Source organism: Tardisphaera saccharovorans (assembly GCF_046635845.1).
Lineage (GTDB): Archaea > Thermoproteota > Thermoprotei_A > Marsarchaeales > UBA168 > UBA168.
Window position 1 is genome coordinate 540889 of record NZ_JAQQXN010000001.1, and the last position, 14873, is coordinate 555761.

The window sequence follows — 14873 nt, forward strand, 5'->3', positions numbered from 1 at the left end:
GCTGGACGCCATAAGGGAGGACGACCCATTTTTAGATCTCTCGGCCGAGCTCGTCCCGGATACGGTTGGAAGTGCAGAAATAGTTTGTAAAAGCGACCTAGTTTTGGCCGGTTCCGAAGAGGTTGCTGAGTTGGCCCTTTTACTGGGACTTTCGGTGAAAAAGCTGAAGGATGAAGGAGCTGAACTGAGGAGCGGAGAGCTGATAATGGTCCTAAGCGGCTCCCTTCGGGACATTCTCAAGGCGGAAAGGGTAATGCTCAACGTTCTGTCCATGGCCTCCGGCATAGCTACGACGACCAGAAGGGTGATCGTTGAGGCAAGAAAGGTAAACCCAAGGATAAGGGTGGCCGCCACGAGAAAGACGGCGCCCTTTTTGAGATACTTGCAGAAGAAGGCTGTGATGGTGGGAGGGGGAGATCCTCACCGCTTTTCCCTTAGCGATGCGATCCTCATAAAGGATAACCACATCAGGATCTTGGGCCTTGAAGAGGCCATAACGAAGGCAAAGGCCATGGCGTCCTTTGTACAGAGGATAGAGGTGGAGGTCTCCAGCCCTAAGGAGGCGGTTAGGGCGGCATCCCTTGGTGTTGACATAGTTATGTTGGACAACTTTTCTCCACAATCCGTTCGCTTGGCCGACTCCCTACTTAGGGAAAGCAAGTTGAGGGAAAAGGTGATACTGGAGGCTTCTGGTCTCATAAATGAGCAAAACGTGGCGCTTTACGCTCCATACGTTGACGTCATCTCTCTTGGCATGCTGACGCACAGCTTCAAGGCAGCCGACATCTCCCTGGAAGTACGCTAAACTTGGCATGGAACCTTAGGAGCGCTTGAAACTGGCAAGGAACTGCAGGCTATGCAGGTGAGGATCAAGAGGTTGCAAGAAGCTTCTCGGCGAACCACTGCCTTATGATCTTTAGTCTCTGCACCCTGTGATCCGGTCTGCCGGAGCGGCTTAGCTCGTGGTTCTCTCCCGGAAAGAGGACGAGCTTGGCCTCTTTTCCCTTGTAAATCAGTGACGTGTAGAGCTGCAACGCCTCGCCCACGTAGCACCTATAGTCCTCTAGCGAGTGAATTATCATGACAGGGGTCTTCACGGCATCGACGTGAGCCAGCGGCGACTTCTCGTAGAACAGGTCGCGGTTCGACCACGGATCTGCAGAAAGCGAGCCCCCAACGTGATCGTTTGCGAAGTAAAAGCCTATGTCACTCGTTCCGAAGAAGTGAAGCCAGTTGCTTATGGAGCGCTCGCTTATCGCCGCCCTGAACCTGTCAGTGTGGGTGATTATCCAGTTGACCATGAAGCCACCGTAGGAGCCTCCTTCGACACCTACCCTCGTGGGATCGGCCTCCGGAGTTGAGGAGAGGGCGCTTTCCAATCCCTCCATGATGTCCTGATAGTCCCTCTCGCCGTAATGTCCTCTTATGTCAGCGAACTGCTCGCTGTACCCGGAGCTGCCCCTCGGGTTTGTGTAGATGACGACGTTATCCTGGGCGAGGAGCTGAAACTCAAACATGAAGGCGTAGCCATACATGGTCTTGGGGCCGCCGTGTATCGCTAGCACCGTTGGGCGTTTTCCCTCCGCCTTGCCCGCCATTTTCCACCCATCTATGATCTGATTGTCGCTGCTCCTGAACGTGAAGTGCTCGGGCCTTATGACATTGATCTGCGAAAGCAGTTCTCCGTTGAAGTCGGTTACCCTCTTTGGAGCTCCGTTTCTCAGCATGTAAAGCTCGGCTGGCCTGTAATCCGTCATGGCAGTAAAGGCTATCAGCTCATCCTTGGCCGAGAAGTTCTCAACGCTCCAGTCGGAGCCCGTAATGCGTCTTACGGACCCATCCGCAGAGAGAGCGAAAAGGTTAACCCTTCCTCTCTCGCTTGCGGTAAAGATCAAGTCGGGGCCGAAGAGCTCGACCTTTGAATCGGGGGACGATCCCCTCATGTCGCTGTTGAGGCTGTTCCCCACTTCTAGGTCGGAGCCTGCCATGAGATCTTTCGCGTCTCCGTCGAGGGAGACCAGGATCACGTGGTCGTGGGTCACAGTTCCTCTGTGGAGGTCATTTCCCACGACCAGAAGGCCCCCTCTGCCCCACTTCACTGATGAAATGGACAGCTTAGGGCCAAGCGAAACCCATTCGTCACCCTTCAAAATCCTCAGCTCGCTCTCGTAAGGCTTTAGGTCGTTGAGCTTCACGGATATGGCGATTTGCCCTTCAGGACCGACGTCAAAGGACGTGACGTCGTAATCGCCGGAGGTCAGTTGGCTTGGTTCGCCCCCGGCAACGCTCACTGAAAACAGGTGCGCCCTCTTGTAGTAAGTGTAGCCCTTTTCGTTAAACCATATGGGCACTCTCTGTATTATCTTAACGTCTTCCTCAGGTTTTCCCACGGACATGAGGAAATATATCTTGTCGCCGCTCGGCGACCACTTAAGGTTGGCCATCTCTCCCTTGACAATCTCCCTTGCCTCTCCTCCCTGAGAGTCTATAACCATGAGGCGCGCTCCTTTCTCCTCCTGCTTCAATCCCCTTCTTGACAGGAAGGCCAGCTGCCGCCCACCGGGAGACCAAGTGGGATGAAAGTCGCTGTCTCCCCTCGTGAGCTGCCAAACTCTGTCGCCGTCAGATAGCCATATATTACCCTTGTATTCGTCTTTTTCCGGCCAGCTCACCACAAAAGCTGTGAGCTTGCCGTTGGTATCCACCTGATGTACTAACTTGAACCTGTACAGGTCCTCGACTTCCACGCTTTTCATGAACAAGTCTCGTCGACGTTTATAAAAGTAGAGGTTTGACGGCAGGGCTTGCCCCAGGCGCGAAGCAGGTACCTCACCGTGCTTCGATGAGCTCAAAGCCGCCTTCCCGGCTTAAGCTTACGAAAATTAGAAAAGCGCCAAGGATCTCGCCGATAAGTAGCAATACCCTATTGAAGGGACCTTCGAGGGCCTTACAGGGTTTTCTATCACGATTCATCTTGAACGTAGGCCTTTCCTTCATCGAGCGCTTGCTTCGCCCTCTGCAGTTCCCTTCCTAGGTAGGCGGCATGATCCATGTAAGAGACAAGTCCCTCATTGATTATGCGCTTGTATATCTCATCCGCGCTGCGCCCTTCGAACACGTATCCCGAATCTTTGCCGTCGTTGAACTTATGCTTAGCCCTAATGACTGACCGCAAGCGATCGACCTCTATGAGAAAGTACCCCTTGGGATCCGTTTCAAGGCGATAGCCGTACCTGTTCTTCTCTATGACGTCTCTTGCCTGAGCCCAGTTGTTCTTGTAGATGTGCGCGCTAACTGAAACCACGATCATGTCCCCGCAGGGCATGCCCAAATCGGCTGCCATTCTCTTCTGAAGTTCCCTGAGGGCGTAGGCGTTGAGAAGCCAAGCTCCGAAGACGTCATGACTCCTGAACGTGGCTGTCTGGTAAAGCCTACCGAACTTGACGTTCCAGCTGATCTCCATGAGGCATGGGGGATTGGACGACGTTACGTCAATCTCGGGCCTCCACGTCACGGCCACCGCGCGCCTGGTGTACGGGTGCGTCCTTAGCTTTTCTTCGGCCGCGCTTATCTGGTCTATCACTTCTTTTAGCTCTTGACTGCTCTTGTCCTGAACTCCCTCTCTTGCGTACGCGAAGAGTCTGTTGCCGTAAGTGTAATCCACTCCTTCGGGCTTTTCCTTGGAGAAGAACTTCTGAGAGTACGCCCTAAGCTCAGCTTCCCCGAAGGGAATCGATGAAGGCAACGTCCCGTCTTCGGTTACCACGGAAACGGCGTCTAGCAGCTCGCGTTGCTCGACGTTGTACTCTGACATCTTCACCTCCCCGAACTTCATGACCGAATCCAGAAGCCTTACCCATACCTCAACGAGCGATCTTCCCCTTATGACGTGAACGGCGCTTTCCACTCCCTGCGATTCGGACGGGGTGGCCTTCTCCTCGATGACCATGGGCTCGCAGAAGGGGGCCCCGTCTCCCTCAATGGAGTCGATGAGAGCATTTATCCGGGCAGAATCCTTTGGCAGAGCTCCTCTCAGGTCGTATACCTTCACGTGCTTTCTAAAGGTCTCCACGTGTTCTTTGCCTATGGACTGGTGAACGTAAGCCCTTAATCCCCTTATCCTTCCGTCTTCGTCGATTCCTTCGCTTACTAGCCTTAGCAGCGCCTCTCCAGACCCCGTGAGGTCATGGCCTACCAGCACGATGTGCTTAATGGTCGGCTTGGCTAGCACGTTCATTAGGATGTAACTTATGCCGTCCACGGTGTAAAGGTTGCCCACCAGTGCCAGCTTCTCCTTTTTCACGTAGGGTAGGTATTCCTCCTTCTTTGTCCAAAGCGTGCAAAGGGCTATGGGCGATCTCTCATTTAAGAGCACAAGCTGGTCCTTGTAATAGAGCGGCCAGTCCATGAAAATAGGGCGGGCCATGAATTTATGGATATGGTTAGAGGTGTGGGTGAGCCGCGGAGCTCGCGCGGCTCGTTGCTTGGTCGGTGATTGGGCAAACGCACGTCATTGAGCGCACAGGGAACGCGCCGGCTGCGCTAGCTCCAACAGGACAGGGAAACCCGAATATCCGCGACCCGGTTGAGGTCGCGCGTGGCGCCAGAGATTCAGCGACGTGAGCACGACCCAAAGCTCTATGCAACCTATACCAAAGGCCTCGAGGATGGCCGTGGAGGGCCATGTCAGAGCTACGGCTATAGCGGGCGCGACTACTGACAGCGCAACGGAAAAAGACCCAAGTCCCTGCCGCTTTTCCAAAAGCAACCCAAGCCCGAACGTGCCTATGGATACGTCGCTTTGCGCGAAGAAGAACTCGGAAACGAAGACATGAGGATACGTCCCCTCGTGAAAGTATCCTATGAGAAAAAGAAAGAGGGATGCAATGATGAAGAAAGCCGAGCCAACGGTCTCGACCTTGTTTTCAGAAAGCGCGACCAACGAGCAAGAGAACGTCATCAGCAGCGCGGAGGTCATCATCATGCCCATCACGTTGTAGACCCATGCATCATAGGCTTTAGGCCCACCTAGATCGCTGAACGCCCCGGTCTTGATCGAAAACCAAGGGTTTAAGCCCATGCTTATGGCTATGATGATCCACACGTAAGCGGAGCCCGCTACTCCCGCGAGCAAGAGGAGCTTCAGCGCGCGGTCATTTGACGTGGCAAGCCACCGCCAACGGCCAAGGTGATAGTCATAACGGCTGCCGCGGCCGATAGTGCCGCCTTCACGTCATCGGGCGCGTAAACGGAGGGGAATTGCCTGCAACCGTAGTAGGCGTCATCCATGAGGTCGAAGTAGCGCTTTTGCTTCTCGAACACGGTGTACAGGTCGGGCTTGTCCTTAATGGCCTCAAAGAGCGACGATATGGCGAACGTGCCAGGAACCTCTCTTCCCTGGCTTGAGATGTAGAGCTTCAGGGCGGCCTGAACAGCCTGCGCGCAGTGCAGCATCGCAGAGTCTCCTTTTCCCCTGCTTTCTTCGTCCTTGGCAAGCTCAAAGAAGAAAGACGCCCTTTCTCTTAACGCGTCCTCGCTCATATGCGTGGACTACAAGTAGTTAAAAGCCTTTTTACAACAACAGGTTTATATCACGTTGAGCTAAGGCTTTGAGTTGATGCTCTCGGACTTCGACCTCGGCAACATGATAAAAAGTGGAAGGCTCCGCATCGATCCGTTTTCGCAGGACACCATAAGGGAAAACGGCGTTGACCTAAGGCTTTCCGACGAGATCGCGAGGCATAACCTCCAGGCGAAGGACTTCGTGCTTGATCCTTCGGACGAGGCCTCGGTGCAGAGGGCCTACAGCGTTGCGAGATCGGGATCCCTCATCATTGCCGCGGGAGAGCAGGTTCTCCTGTCAACGCTTGAGTACGTCGGCATGCCCGATGACCTCATGGGTTTCGTGGAGTTGAGGAGCACTTGGGCTCGTCACGGTCTCTCAATACCGCCGACCATAGTGGACGCGGGCTTTCAGGGAACCATAACCCTTGAGGTAGTTAACAACGCACCCTACGCCATTAAGTTGAGCCCTGGCCAAAGGTTTGCCCACGTTGTCTTCGCAAGGACGCTAAGCAGAGTTGAGAGGCCTTACGCTGGGTACTACTCGGGCCAGAGAGGAGTCACACTCCCAAAAAAAGTGTGAGTTCAGGAAAGCCAACCCAGGTTTACCAAGCCCGACCTTTCCACAACCGGAGAGAGCGTTTTTGTGAGCAGGGGAAGGATGACCGTAAGGGGTATCACGTCCCCGGCGACCCATCCGGCCCACCATATCCAGTAAGCTCCCGCAGGTATCAGGCCCATGGCAACGAACAGGGAAACGTACATGAAAGCTCCTGCAACGTTGAACACGCCAACGTTTATGAGGACGTGCCAGAACCACTGCTGCTTGGTTTTAGAGGGAATGCCCTGTACCCTCTTGTCGGTAAGATCCCTCATGAGCGGATCGAGCCCCCTCTTGGCGAGCACTCCCCTCCATATGACGAAGGCGGCCAGCGGGCCTATAAGGTTTGGCAGGCTCCCCAAAAGGTTGGGTACTAGTCCGGTTCCCAGGAGAAATCCCGATATGACGCTACCGAGATAGGAGGCCATTATGCCGTAGAGCCCCCACCACAGCGCGAATACTATGTAAAAGGCGTAAGCAAAGTAAAAGAACGAGACGCCCGCGTAGGCCAGCGGGCCGAGCAGCGCCACGCTCAAGTAGCTCAGTATGGCGAGAACGCCAACCTGAGTTGCGAAGAGCGTGTACTGGACAGTGCTTATGGGTCTTGGCTTCCAGCTAAGCCCGTACTTCAACCAAGGATAGGATTTTACACCCATATGTAAGATCTGGCCAAATATTTAAGGATAATTTTACATACTCGTGTATTATCCCTCGCCTTGCAGCGTACTTCCTCAGCCTTTCCTGAACTTCCGGGTAAACTTCGTCAACCTCTTCGGCTATCTTCTGTTCATCCAGAGTTAGGACCTTTCCGTCAAGCATGACTGGCTTGCCGTCGATGATGACGTCTGAAACGTCGCTTCCGGTGGCGAACAGAGGGACTGATGTCGGATTGTACATCGGCATAAGGCCGGGCCTCTTCATATCCACTGATATGAGGTCAGCGACCTTGCCAGGAGATATCGAGCCCAGGTCCTTTTCCATCATGGCGGCTGCGCCGGCTGACGACGCCATGACCAGCGCGTCGAGAGGGGATATCACGTCGTAATCCATGTAGGGCGTACCGTAGTAGGCCGTGTGACCGGCTATCATTACGTTGATCTCCGTGAACAGGTCAAGCGCTCTCATGCTGCCGCCATCGCTTCCCAGCGCAACGTTGACACCGGCCTCGATCATCTCCTTTACCTTTGGGAAGTTCATGTGAGTTAAGTTGATGAAGGGGCAGTGAGCCACAGAAGCCCTCGCGGCCGCTATGAGCTTTACGTCGTTTTCGCTTAGGAAAGCGGAATGAGCTAAAACCGAGCCTGATGAGAGTAGTCCCACGTGATTGAGAAGCTCAACGGGTCTCTTTCCCCACTTGTTGACGGCGTAGTCCACCTCGCTTGCCTCTTCGGCTATGTGAAGCGTTATTCCTGCTCCGTCCTCTTTGGCGTACTCAGCGGTCTTGCGCATGAGCTCCTCGCTCGAAACCATTATTTGACGCACAGAGTACCATCCCCTTACCCTTCCTTTGCTCCACTTCCTTACCAAGTTCCTGTTGTCTTCGGGTGTGTGAACGTAGCTCTCGGGGCCTTGATCCATGGTTGAGTAAGTAACCCTTGCCCTAAGGCCAGAGGTGTCCGCGACCTCGGCCATTACCTCTGGATAGGGACCGCCGGCATCTATGAATCCGGTTATGCCCTTCTTGATCATGTTAAGGGCAGCCAGCTCGGCGCTTACCCTTCCCTCCCTTTCGTTCATCTCTGCCTCAAAAGGGACGAGGACTTTTAACCAAAAAGGGTGGACTTTTAGGCCGCTTGCGCGCAGCGCACCCCTGAGGAATATCTGAAAGGGATGGGTATGGGCATCCACGAGGCCGGGCATGAAGAGCTTTCCCTTACCGTTAATTGTTGACCTGGCGTCGTACTTGAGGTCCTTTCCCACGTTCGAGATCCTTCCTCCTTTGATGGCCAGGTCCACGCCTTTCGCGTAACCAGGGCCATTTAGCGTCAAAACGTCGGTTGACTTGATTAAAACGTCCGCTTCTTCTACAACCATATGTAGAGCGCGCCATTGAATTTAAGGATTATTTTACATATGCGTGTAAAACCCTAGCAGGGCTCGATGGTGGAGGGCGGCTTAGGCGAGACGGCAAAGGTCACCATGGATACACCTTGTACCTCGCTCGTTATCCTGTTAGCTATCTTGGCGATCAGGTCATGGGGAAGCCGAGCCCAATCCGCGGTCATGCCGTCCTCGCTCGTGACAACCCTCACGGTTACAATGCGTCCTTCTTCTCTTTTATCCCCTTTGACGCCGACCCACCTGTCATCTCCAACCACAGCGAAAGCCTGCCATACTTGGATGCCGCTGGCCCTGACTTCCTCCTCGACTATCCTTGATGCCTTCCTCACCGTAAGCAACTTTTCTTGTGTGACCTCCCCTATGACGCGAACCGCTAGGCCGGGGCCGGGGAAGGGCTGCCTAGCGGCCACGTTGGCGGCGCCGAGCTCACGCGCCATGGCCCTCACCTCGTCCTTGTAGAGGTAACGGAGGGGCTCGAGCAGGCCAACCCTCTTGGTCAGCCGAGGAGGAAGCCCTGCCACGTTGTGGTGCGACTTTATCCTTTCCGCAAGGCTCTGCTCGCCGCTCTCAACTACGTCCGGATAAGTGGTTCCTTGAACGAGCCAGCGTATGGATGGATCAGAGCTCAGGATGTCCTCGAAGACCCTCCCGAAGAGTTCGCCTATCACCTTCCTCTTCTCCTCTGGGTCGCTTATCCCCTTTAGCGCATTCAAGAACAGGGCTGAGGCGTCAACCCTCTTGGGCTTCAACCCAAGTCCAGTTAGCGTTTGCATTACCTCTTCAGCCTCCTCCTCCCTAAGCAGCCCGTGATCCACGAAGACCGTGACCAAGTCATCGCCAACGGCTTTTTTAGCTATGAGAGCGGAGACCGTCGAGTCAACTCCTCCGCTCACGGCACAGAATACCTTTTCTCCGCTCTTTACCTTATGCCTGATCTCGTTGACAGCGGTATCGATAGCACTTGAGGCGTTCCAGGAGGGCTTAATCCCCGATATCTTGAAGAGGAAGTTTGATAGCAGGGTCATACCCTTGGGCGTATGGGCTACCTCGGGGTGAAACTGCACGCCGAAGACTTGAGTGCCGAACTCGAGGGCAGCCACGTAACCCTTCTCAGATTTGGCAACGACCTTGGCGCTCGGCGGAGGGCGCGTGACCATGTCGGCATGGCTCATCCAAACGATCTCGGTTTTCTCCCATCCCTCGAAAAGAGGAGAGCTTTCTACCGATATCCTAGTGGGGCCGTACTCGCCCTCGCCCTTGCTCACGTCCCCTCCCATTAGCTTCGCCGCCAGCTGAAAGCCGTAGCATATTCCAAGCGTTGGAAGGCCTGCCGAGAAAACCCATGGGTCCACCTTTGGAGCGGAAGGTTCGTAGACGCTGCTGGGCCCTCCCGACAGGATGATCGCCCTCGCGTTCTTTAACTCAAGTAGGGATGGGGTTAGGTCGCGAGGGTTCACCAGCTCGCTGAAAACCCCCAGCTGCCTAACCCTGCGGGCTATCATGTGAGCGTACTGTCCACCGAAGTTAATCACGAGCACTTCCTCCATTTTCTCCTCGCTCACCACGCTCACCTCGGTAGGCATTTAGCACCTCGTCCACGTAGCGCACCAGCTCTGAGTCGCCTGAGAACGATATCAAATCCTTGAGCCTGCGAAGCTCCGCAGGGATTATGTTGGCCCTGCCGCTTAACTGTTCCGCGGCACGGGAAGGAGCGATGCCCTTCTGCATCATCTCCTCGACCATCTGCCTAAGGGTCTCATAGACGTTCCAAGGGTATATGATCCACGCGTCGGTCTTCTGAGCGTAGAAATCGGGCTTGTAGGAGCTCCAGGGCTTTAAGTGTATGACGGCAGACATCACCTTGAGGGCCCCTGCCTTGTAACAGGCGCTGACGGCCCTACTCAACGTTGTCCCAGTATCGGCCACGTCATCGACTACCAGTACCGATTTCCCCCTAACGTCATCCGCTGGGAGCTGTGACATCCGCAACTCCTTGGCGCTCTCTCTTCCAACGCCGGAGTACCTCTCGGCGCTCACCACCACGTATGGTACCTTTCTTCCGGCGCAAACGTAGTAGTCCTGAAGCGCCCGCATTGCAAATAGCCCACCTCTCCCCAGCGCTACGTCAACTTCCTCTGAATAGCCCGAGGACCTTATCTTCAAGAACAGTTCATACGCTAGATCCCTGACCTCGTCGTAGCTTGGCTTTATGAAGACGTTCTGAAAGCCTTCCATGGGTCGTCCAAGTTTCGGAATTTAAGCGTGTCTCCGGGGTATGACATAAGATTGTTAAAAAACCCTTATATCGGCTTGATCCGATTACATATGTTTGTATATGAGGGGCGCCGCAAAAGCGCGCCTTTGAGGTGGTTAACGTGAGCTCAGACCTTGATCGGTCGGACAAAAAGTACGTCAAGAGCTTCCTGTTTTCCATGAAGCTCGGGACACCCGTGGAGAAGTTACACGTGCTGACGAAGCTAGCACTTATATTTGTTCTCTCGGCGGTCTCCATTTTCATGTTCGACCTTCCGCCTGCCAAAGGAGGCCCAGATCTCGTGGGGCTGTGCCTGTTGCTTGCGGCCGTCGTGATCCTGCTCGCCATGGCTGGGACCACAAAGTACCTTTTCTCATCGTACTTGGTGATGGCGGTCCCAGTGCTAGCGGGAGAGTTCCTGTGGTGGGCGGTCTTTAACCCTTCTCTTCCTGGTCCCAAAGCAGACCTGCTTGGGTTTGTGCTTCCCATTTCGATCACATCTTTAGAGGTGGCGGCGTCAAAGGCGCTTGGCTACGCCGTTATGATATACTCGGCTTTCCTATTTCTCTTGACCACGCGCGACTCTGAGATCATGGGAGCGCTGCTTCAGTTGGGCTTCAAGTTCAAGCAGGCGTTCTTCCTTGCCTTAACGCTTAGGAACCTGAACACGATGATGAACGACTACGAGAGCATAAGGATGGCGCAGGAGGCCAGGTCGGGCGTGGTAAAAAGGGGGCTTTTCCACAAACTGATCGACCTGGGCTATACCTCCGTTCCCCTCATAGCCTCCATGATAAGGAGGTCAACTGAGATGGGGGTTGCCCTGCAGGCCCGCGGCTTTGAGGAGGCTTCAAGCGTGACCAACTTTAGGGAAACCCGTGGCTTCTCCATTGCTGATTATGCGACGTTTTTGGTGCTGGCCGCGCTCTGCGTTTACACCCTTGTGCTTGGGCACAGCTTCACCGTGCTTCTGGGGGTGCACCTGAGTTGAGGGCGATCGAGGTAAACGACCTTTGGTGGCGCTATCCCTCTTACGAGGGACTCGAAACCGACTACGTGCTGAAGGGGATTTCCTTTTCCGTCGATCGTGGCGAGTTCTTCGCCGTGGTTGGGCCGTCTGGTGCGGGAAAGACCACGCTATGCTACGCGCTTACGGGCATAATTCCCACCATATTCAAAATACCTCAGGAGCTGCTGCCGAGCCATATGAAGGGCCAAGTAAGCGTGATGGGAGAGGACCCTTCACGCAGGCGCAGGGCCAGGGTTGGCCTGCTGTTGCAAGACCCCGAAAACCAGTTTCTCCGCATGGATCTCCTTCACGAGGTTTCCTTTGGGATGCAGATGATGGGCTTGCCTCAGGACGAGATAGAGAAAAGGGCCAAGGAAGCGCTCGAGATCGTGGGTCTGGGTTCGCTTTGGCACATCGCTGATAAGGTGCATCCATCTGAGCTTTCGGGAGGGCAGAAGCAGAGGGTGGCCATAGCTTCGTTCTTGGCCATGGCGCCTGATGTGCTCATATTGGATGAGCCAACCTCCGACTTGGACCCGGCTGGCAAGCTCAGCGTTATCCAGGCCATAGACGAAGTCCACAAGGAGCACGACCTAACCCTTGTCCTTGTGGAGCACAACCCTGACGTGGTGCTGAAGTTTGCCGACAGGGTCCTCGTGCTGGACGAGGGCAGGCAAGTCATGATTGGCTCCACCGCGGACGTTTACTCGAGAGTTGACGAGCTGAGCAAACACGGCATTTATCTCCCAGAGGTCAGCCGCATGGCATGGGCTACTGGCATAACTTATGGGGGAAGGGTTCCCTTTACCGTAGAGGAGATGGAAAGGGCTTTATCAAGCGCAAAGCTTTACCCGGAACTGCCATCCGCGCAGGAAACTGAGGATAATGAGTCAGCGATTGAGGTAAACGCCCTCAACTTCTGGTACGAGGACGGAACCCACGCCCTCAGGGGAATCGACCTCAGGTTGCAGAGGCAGGCATTTGTGGCACTCATCGGTCAAAACGGCTCTGGAAAGACGACGCTTGCGCGCGTCGTGGCTGGTATATACAAGAAGTACGAGGGCACCGTCCGCGTCATGGGACACGACCTAAATGACAAGCGCGTTCGGGGGGTCATCCACGGGCTCGTGGGGTACGTCTTCCAGAATCCCGATAACCAGATATTCACGCGCAGCGTTCACGACGAAGTCGCGTACGGGCTCAGGAACATGGGACTGGAGGAAGAAGAGGTGGAGGAGAGGATAAGGCAGTCGCTTTCTGAGGTAGGGCTTCTAGAAAAATTGGATGAGGATCCCATGTTCCTCGGCAAGGGAGAGAAGAGGAGGTTAGGACTGGCTTCGGTGATGGCCATGCGTCCTCCCATAATCATAGTTGACGAGCCCACAACGGGTCAGGACTTCCGTATGTCGCAGGACATCATGCGGCTTCTTGCCCTGCTGAACTCAAGGGGTACAACCGTGATCGCAATAACCCATGACATGACTTTAGTTGCAGAATATGCCAAGCAGGTTGTCGCCATGGCAGGAGGAAGGGTTATCTACACGGGAAGCACCAGAGATTTCTTCTCCAATCCAGCCAACGTCTCTCGTGCAGGAGTCATGGCGCCTGGCTTGGTGCAACTGAGCTACGCTATGAGGAGGCAAGAACCCGGCTTTCCCGTGCTCATGAACGTGGCGGAATGGGAGGCCGCGATCGGACGCGAGCAGATGCTGACAGGCGAAAGCGAGCTGAATAAGGCATAAGTGCGATGCCCACTTATGGGGTATGAGGGTTGCCATTGCCGCGCAGGGCTTCAAGGGAGGAACTGGAAGGTACGCCAAGGAGCTGATCAATCGCCTGGGAAGGTCCTACGCTCTCCTGCTTGGAGTTGAAGCCGGCGGAGGGCTTACCTCCTACGCTCTATCGTTTCCAATCATGAGCGCAAGAGCCCTTGCTCTCAAGGGGCACGTGGACCTAATGCATCTCACCAGCTCGTACGTCCCCATGGCCTTGCCGACTGGGGCAAGGGCAGTTATGACGTGGCACGACCTCTTTCCGCTGCGGTACGGAAGCGCTGCGGATCGCGCGCTTTTTCATCTTTCCATGCGCAATTACCGGAGGGCCCTTGGCATGATCTACAGCAGCGATGAGACAAGAGACGAGCTGCGCGCTTACGCTGAATCGCACGAAGTCTGGGATGGCTCAAAGCTCCAGAGCGTGATATCCCTGGGCGTAGCGGAGGCCTTCCTAAGGGTCGATCCCTATTCCTCGGAGCGCTCAGATCTGGCGTTCGTGGGCCTAGTTCACAACAAGCACAAGGACTTGACGGGGCTGATGCGCGTTTTCTCGTACATAAGGAAGAGAAGGGATTGCAGACTTCACGTGTTCACGTCGCGCGCTGACTCTCGTCTAGTTTGGTCAGAAAGCGAGAAATTTGGCGTAAGGCGTGACATCGTGCTTCACGTCGACTTGAGCGATGATCTTCTCGCGCTTGCCTTGAGCCATGTTGCTGCCCTTCTTCACGTGGTTAAGGCGGAGGGCTTCGGGCTTCCCATACTGGAGTCGCTTGCCGTCGGCACGCCCGTTCTCGTTCCCAGTTCCGCTCGCATACCGAGGGTTACGTCTGCTTACGCCACGGTTGCCGATGAAAGCGGGCTGGTCGACCACGCTATTGAGCTTTTAGACAACCCTCACCATGCAGGGGTGGCTGCGGTTACCTACGCGCGCGGCTTTACGTGGGAGAGAACGGTCAAGAAGACGATGGACTTTTACCAAGATCTGCTGTCCGCGCGCTGATTTCACCACATCCGAGCGCGACTCCTCTCGCCTACTCTCAAGCGAGCAGCTTATAACGGGACGCAGCTTTTCACACAAGATGGGCTATAGGCTAGTGGTGCTGGACATAGACGGCACCATATGGGATTACCCGAAGACGTCCTCTGCCCTGCCAGGACCCATAAAGCTGGGCAAGGACTGCTTCTTCTCAGGGGACGGTACAACCATAAGGCTTAGAGAAGGCATTAGGGACTTCCTGGACGCGTGCAGCGAAAGCGGCATTTACCTTTCGTTGGCCAGCTGGAACGATCCCGCATTACCCTCAAAGGTCTTGGAGGGGCTGGGCCTGTTGGGTTACTTCACTCACCCGAAGATCCAGCCGCACCCTTACAAGGACGTCATGCTGAAGGAGATATACGCCGACTTCGCCAAGGACGGGATACACATATCGCAGAAAGAGACGGTTTTCATCGACGACAGGGATGTCATGGTGCAAAGGGTCAAGTCAGCATTTCCCGAGGTTCTAGGCCTCGTCTACGGAGTGGACTTCCAGTCATATGCCGCGCTCAAGAAAATGCTCCTGAACACGGGCTAGTTTTTGACCAGGTGATTATCAACCTGATAAAATCCCT

14 protein-coding genes are annotated in these 14873 nt (G+C 54.9%); 6 read left to right on the forward strand and 8 right to left on the reverse strand.

Annotated elements, in window-relative coordinates; translation table 11 throughout:
- The first annotated feature begins 10 nt into the window (after positions 1–10).
- Entirely contained in the window at positions 11–805 is a 795-nt protein-coding gene (gene nadC / locus PRZ02_RS02695) for a carboxylating nicotinate-nucleotide diphosphorylase (RefSeq protein WP_449464432.1), read from the forward strand.
- A 64-nt stretch (positions 806–869) separates the two neighbouring features.
- Here the strand turns inward: nadC and PRZ02_RS02700 are convergent, their stop codons facing one another.
- From PRZ02_RS02700 to PRZ02_RS02715, 4 genes are all read right to left on the reverse strand, one after another.
- On the reverse strand, positions 870–2756 hold the full coding sequence (locus PRZ02_RS02700; RefSeq protein ID WP_449464303.1) for a prolyl oligopeptidase family serine peptidase: 1887 nt from the start codon (positions 2754–2756) through the stop codon (positions 870–872).
- Positions 2757–2962: 206 nt separating this feature from the next.
- Positions 2963–4408, reverse strand: coding sequence for a thymidylate synthase (locus PRZ02_RS02705; protein ID WP_449464304.1), 1446 nt, complete (start codon positions 4406–4408; stop codon positions 2963–2965).
- Positions 4409–4510: 102 nt separating this feature from the next.
- Positions 4511–5134: a DUF998 domain-containing protein gene (locus PRZ02_RS02710; RefSeq protein WP_449464305.1), complete on the reverse strand. Its 624-nt coding sequence runs from the start codon at positions 5132–5134 to the stop codon at positions 4511–4513.
- A gap of 8 nt (positions 5135–5142) precedes the next feature.
- A complete protein-coding gene (locus PRZ02_RS02715; RefSeq protein ID WP_449464306.1) occupies positions 5143–5541 on the reverse strand; it encodes a HEPN domain-containing protein in 399 nt (132 codons plus the stop codon).
- Positions 5542–5617: 76 nt separating this feature from the next.
- Here PRZ02_RS02715 and dcd point away from each other — a divergent pair, with 76 nt between their 5' ends.
- Complete coding sequence (gene dcd / locus PRZ02_RS02720) at positions 5618–6145, forward strand: dCTP deaminase (RefSeq protein WP_449464433.1); 528 nt, start codon at positions 5618–5620, stop codon at positions 6143–6145.
- A 2-nt stretch (positions 6146–6147) separates the two neighbouring features.
- Here dcd and PRZ02_RS02725 read toward each other — a convergent pair whose 3' ends face one another.
- The 4 genes from PRZ02_RS02725 to PRZ02_RS02740 are packed head-to-tail and all read right to left on the reverse strand — an operon-like array spanning position 6148 to position 10459.
- Positions 6148–6819 (reverse strand): hypothetical protein, encoded by a 672-nt coding sequence (locus PRZ02_RS02725; RefSeq protein ID WP_449464307.1) that lies wholly within the window; start codon positions 6817–6819, stop codon positions 6148–6150.
- Positions 6779–8197 carry an amidohydrolase family protein gene (locus PRZ02_RS02730; RefSeq protein WP_449464308.1) on the reverse strand — a complete coding sequence of 473 codons (1419 nt, stop codon included), beginning with the start codon at positions 8195–8197 and terminating at the stop codon, positions 6779–6781. The genes PRZ02_RS02725 and PRZ02_RS02730 overlap by 41 nt, the downstream gene beginning before the upstream one ends.
- 53 nt (positions 8198–8250) lie before the next feature.
- On the reverse strand, positions 8251–9771 hold the full coding sequence (gene guaA, locus PRZ02_RS02735; protein ID WP_449464434.1) for a glutamine-hydrolyzing GMP synthase: 1521 nt from the start codon (positions 9769–9771) through the stop codon (positions 8251–8253).
- Positions 9749–10459, reverse strand: coding sequence for a phosphoribosyltransferase (locus PRZ02_RS02740; protein WP_449464309.1), 711 nt, complete (start codon positions 10457–10459; stop codon positions 9749–9751). Before PRZ02_RS02740 ends, guaA begins: the two co-directional genes overlap by 23 nt.
- Positions 10460–10599: 140 nt before the next feature.
- Between PRZ02_RS02740 and PRZ02_RS02745 the strand changes: the two genes are divergently transcribed.
- The 4 genes from PRZ02_RS02745 (at position 10600) to PRZ02_RS02760 (ending at position 14836) form a co-directional block, all read left to right on the forward strand.
- The gene (locus tag PRZ02_RS02745) at positions 10600–11469 is read left to right on the forward strand and encodes an energy-coupling factor transporter transmembrane component T family protein (RefSeq protein ID WP_449464310.1); all 870 of its coding nucleotides are present in this window, start codon (positions 10600–10602) and stop codon (positions 11467–11469) included.
- Positions 11466–13229 (forward strand): ABC transporter ATP-binding protein, encoded by a 1764-nt coding sequence (locus tag PRZ02_RS02750; RefSeq protein ID WP_449464311.1) that lies wholly within the window; start codon positions 11466–11468, stop codon positions 13227–13229. The genes PRZ02_RS02745 and PRZ02_RS02750 overlap by 4 nt, the downstream gene beginning before the upstream one ends.
- A 22-nt stretch (positions 13230–13251) precedes the next feature.
- Complete coding sequence (locus PRZ02_RS02755) at positions 13252–14262, forward strand: glycosyltransferase (RefSeq protein ID WP_449464312.1); 1011 nt, start codon at positions 13252–13254, stop codon at positions 14260–14262.
- A gap of 79 nt (positions 14263–14341) precedes the next feature.
- Positions 14342–14836: a magnesium-dependent phosphatase-1 gene (locus PRZ02_RS02760; RefSeq protein ID WP_449464313.1), complete on the forward strand. Its 495-nt coding sequence runs from the start codon at positions 14342–14344 to the stop codon at positions 14834–14836.
- The last annotated feature ends 37 nt before the right edge of the window (positions 14837–14873 follow it).

Excerpts from the sequence above, each read along its gene's own strand:
- PRZ02_RS02700 (WP_449464303.1), bottom strand. The coding sequence starts at position 2,756 with ATGAAAAGCGTGGAAGTCGAGGACCTGTACAGGTTCAAGTTAGTACAT.
- PRZ02_RS02705 (WP_449464304.1), bottom strand. The coding sequence starts at position 4,408 with ATGGACTGGCCGCTCTATTACAAGGACCAGCTTGTGCTCTTAAATGAG.
- PRZ02_RS02715 (WP_449464306.1), bottom strand. The coding sequence starts at position 5,541 with ATGAGCGAGGACGCGTTAAGAGAAAGGGCGTCTTTCTTCTTTGAGCTT.
- dcd (WP_449464433.1), top strand. The coding sequence starts at position 5,618 with ATGCTCTCGGACTTCGACCTCGGCAACATGATAAAAAGTGGAAGGCTC.
- PRZ02_RS02725 (WP_449464307.1), bottom strand. The coding sequence starts at position 6,819 with ATGGGTGTAAAATCCTATCCTTGGTTGAAGTACGGGCTTAGCTGGAAG.
- PRZ02_RS02730 (WP_449464308.1), bottom strand. The coding sequence starts at position 8,197 with ATGGTTGTAGAAGAAGCGGACGTTTTAATCAAGTCAACCGACGTTTTG.
- guaA (WP_449464434.1), bottom strand. The coding sequence starts at position 9,771 with ATGGAGGAAGTGCTCGTGATTAACTTCGGTGGACAGTACGCTCACATG.
- PRZ02_RS02740 (WP_449464309.1), bottom strand. The coding sequence starts at position 10,459 with ATGGAAGGCTTTCAGAACGTCTTCATAAAGCCAAGCTACGACGAGGTC.
- PRZ02_RS02755 (WP_449464312.1), top strand. The coding sequence starts at position 13,252 with ATGAGGGTTGCCATTGCCGCGCAGGGCTTCAAGGGAGGAACTGGAAGG.
- PRZ02_RS02760 (WP_449464313.1), top strand. The coding sequence starts at position 14,342 with ATGGGCTATAGGCTAGTGGTGCTGGACATAGACGGCACCATATGGGAT.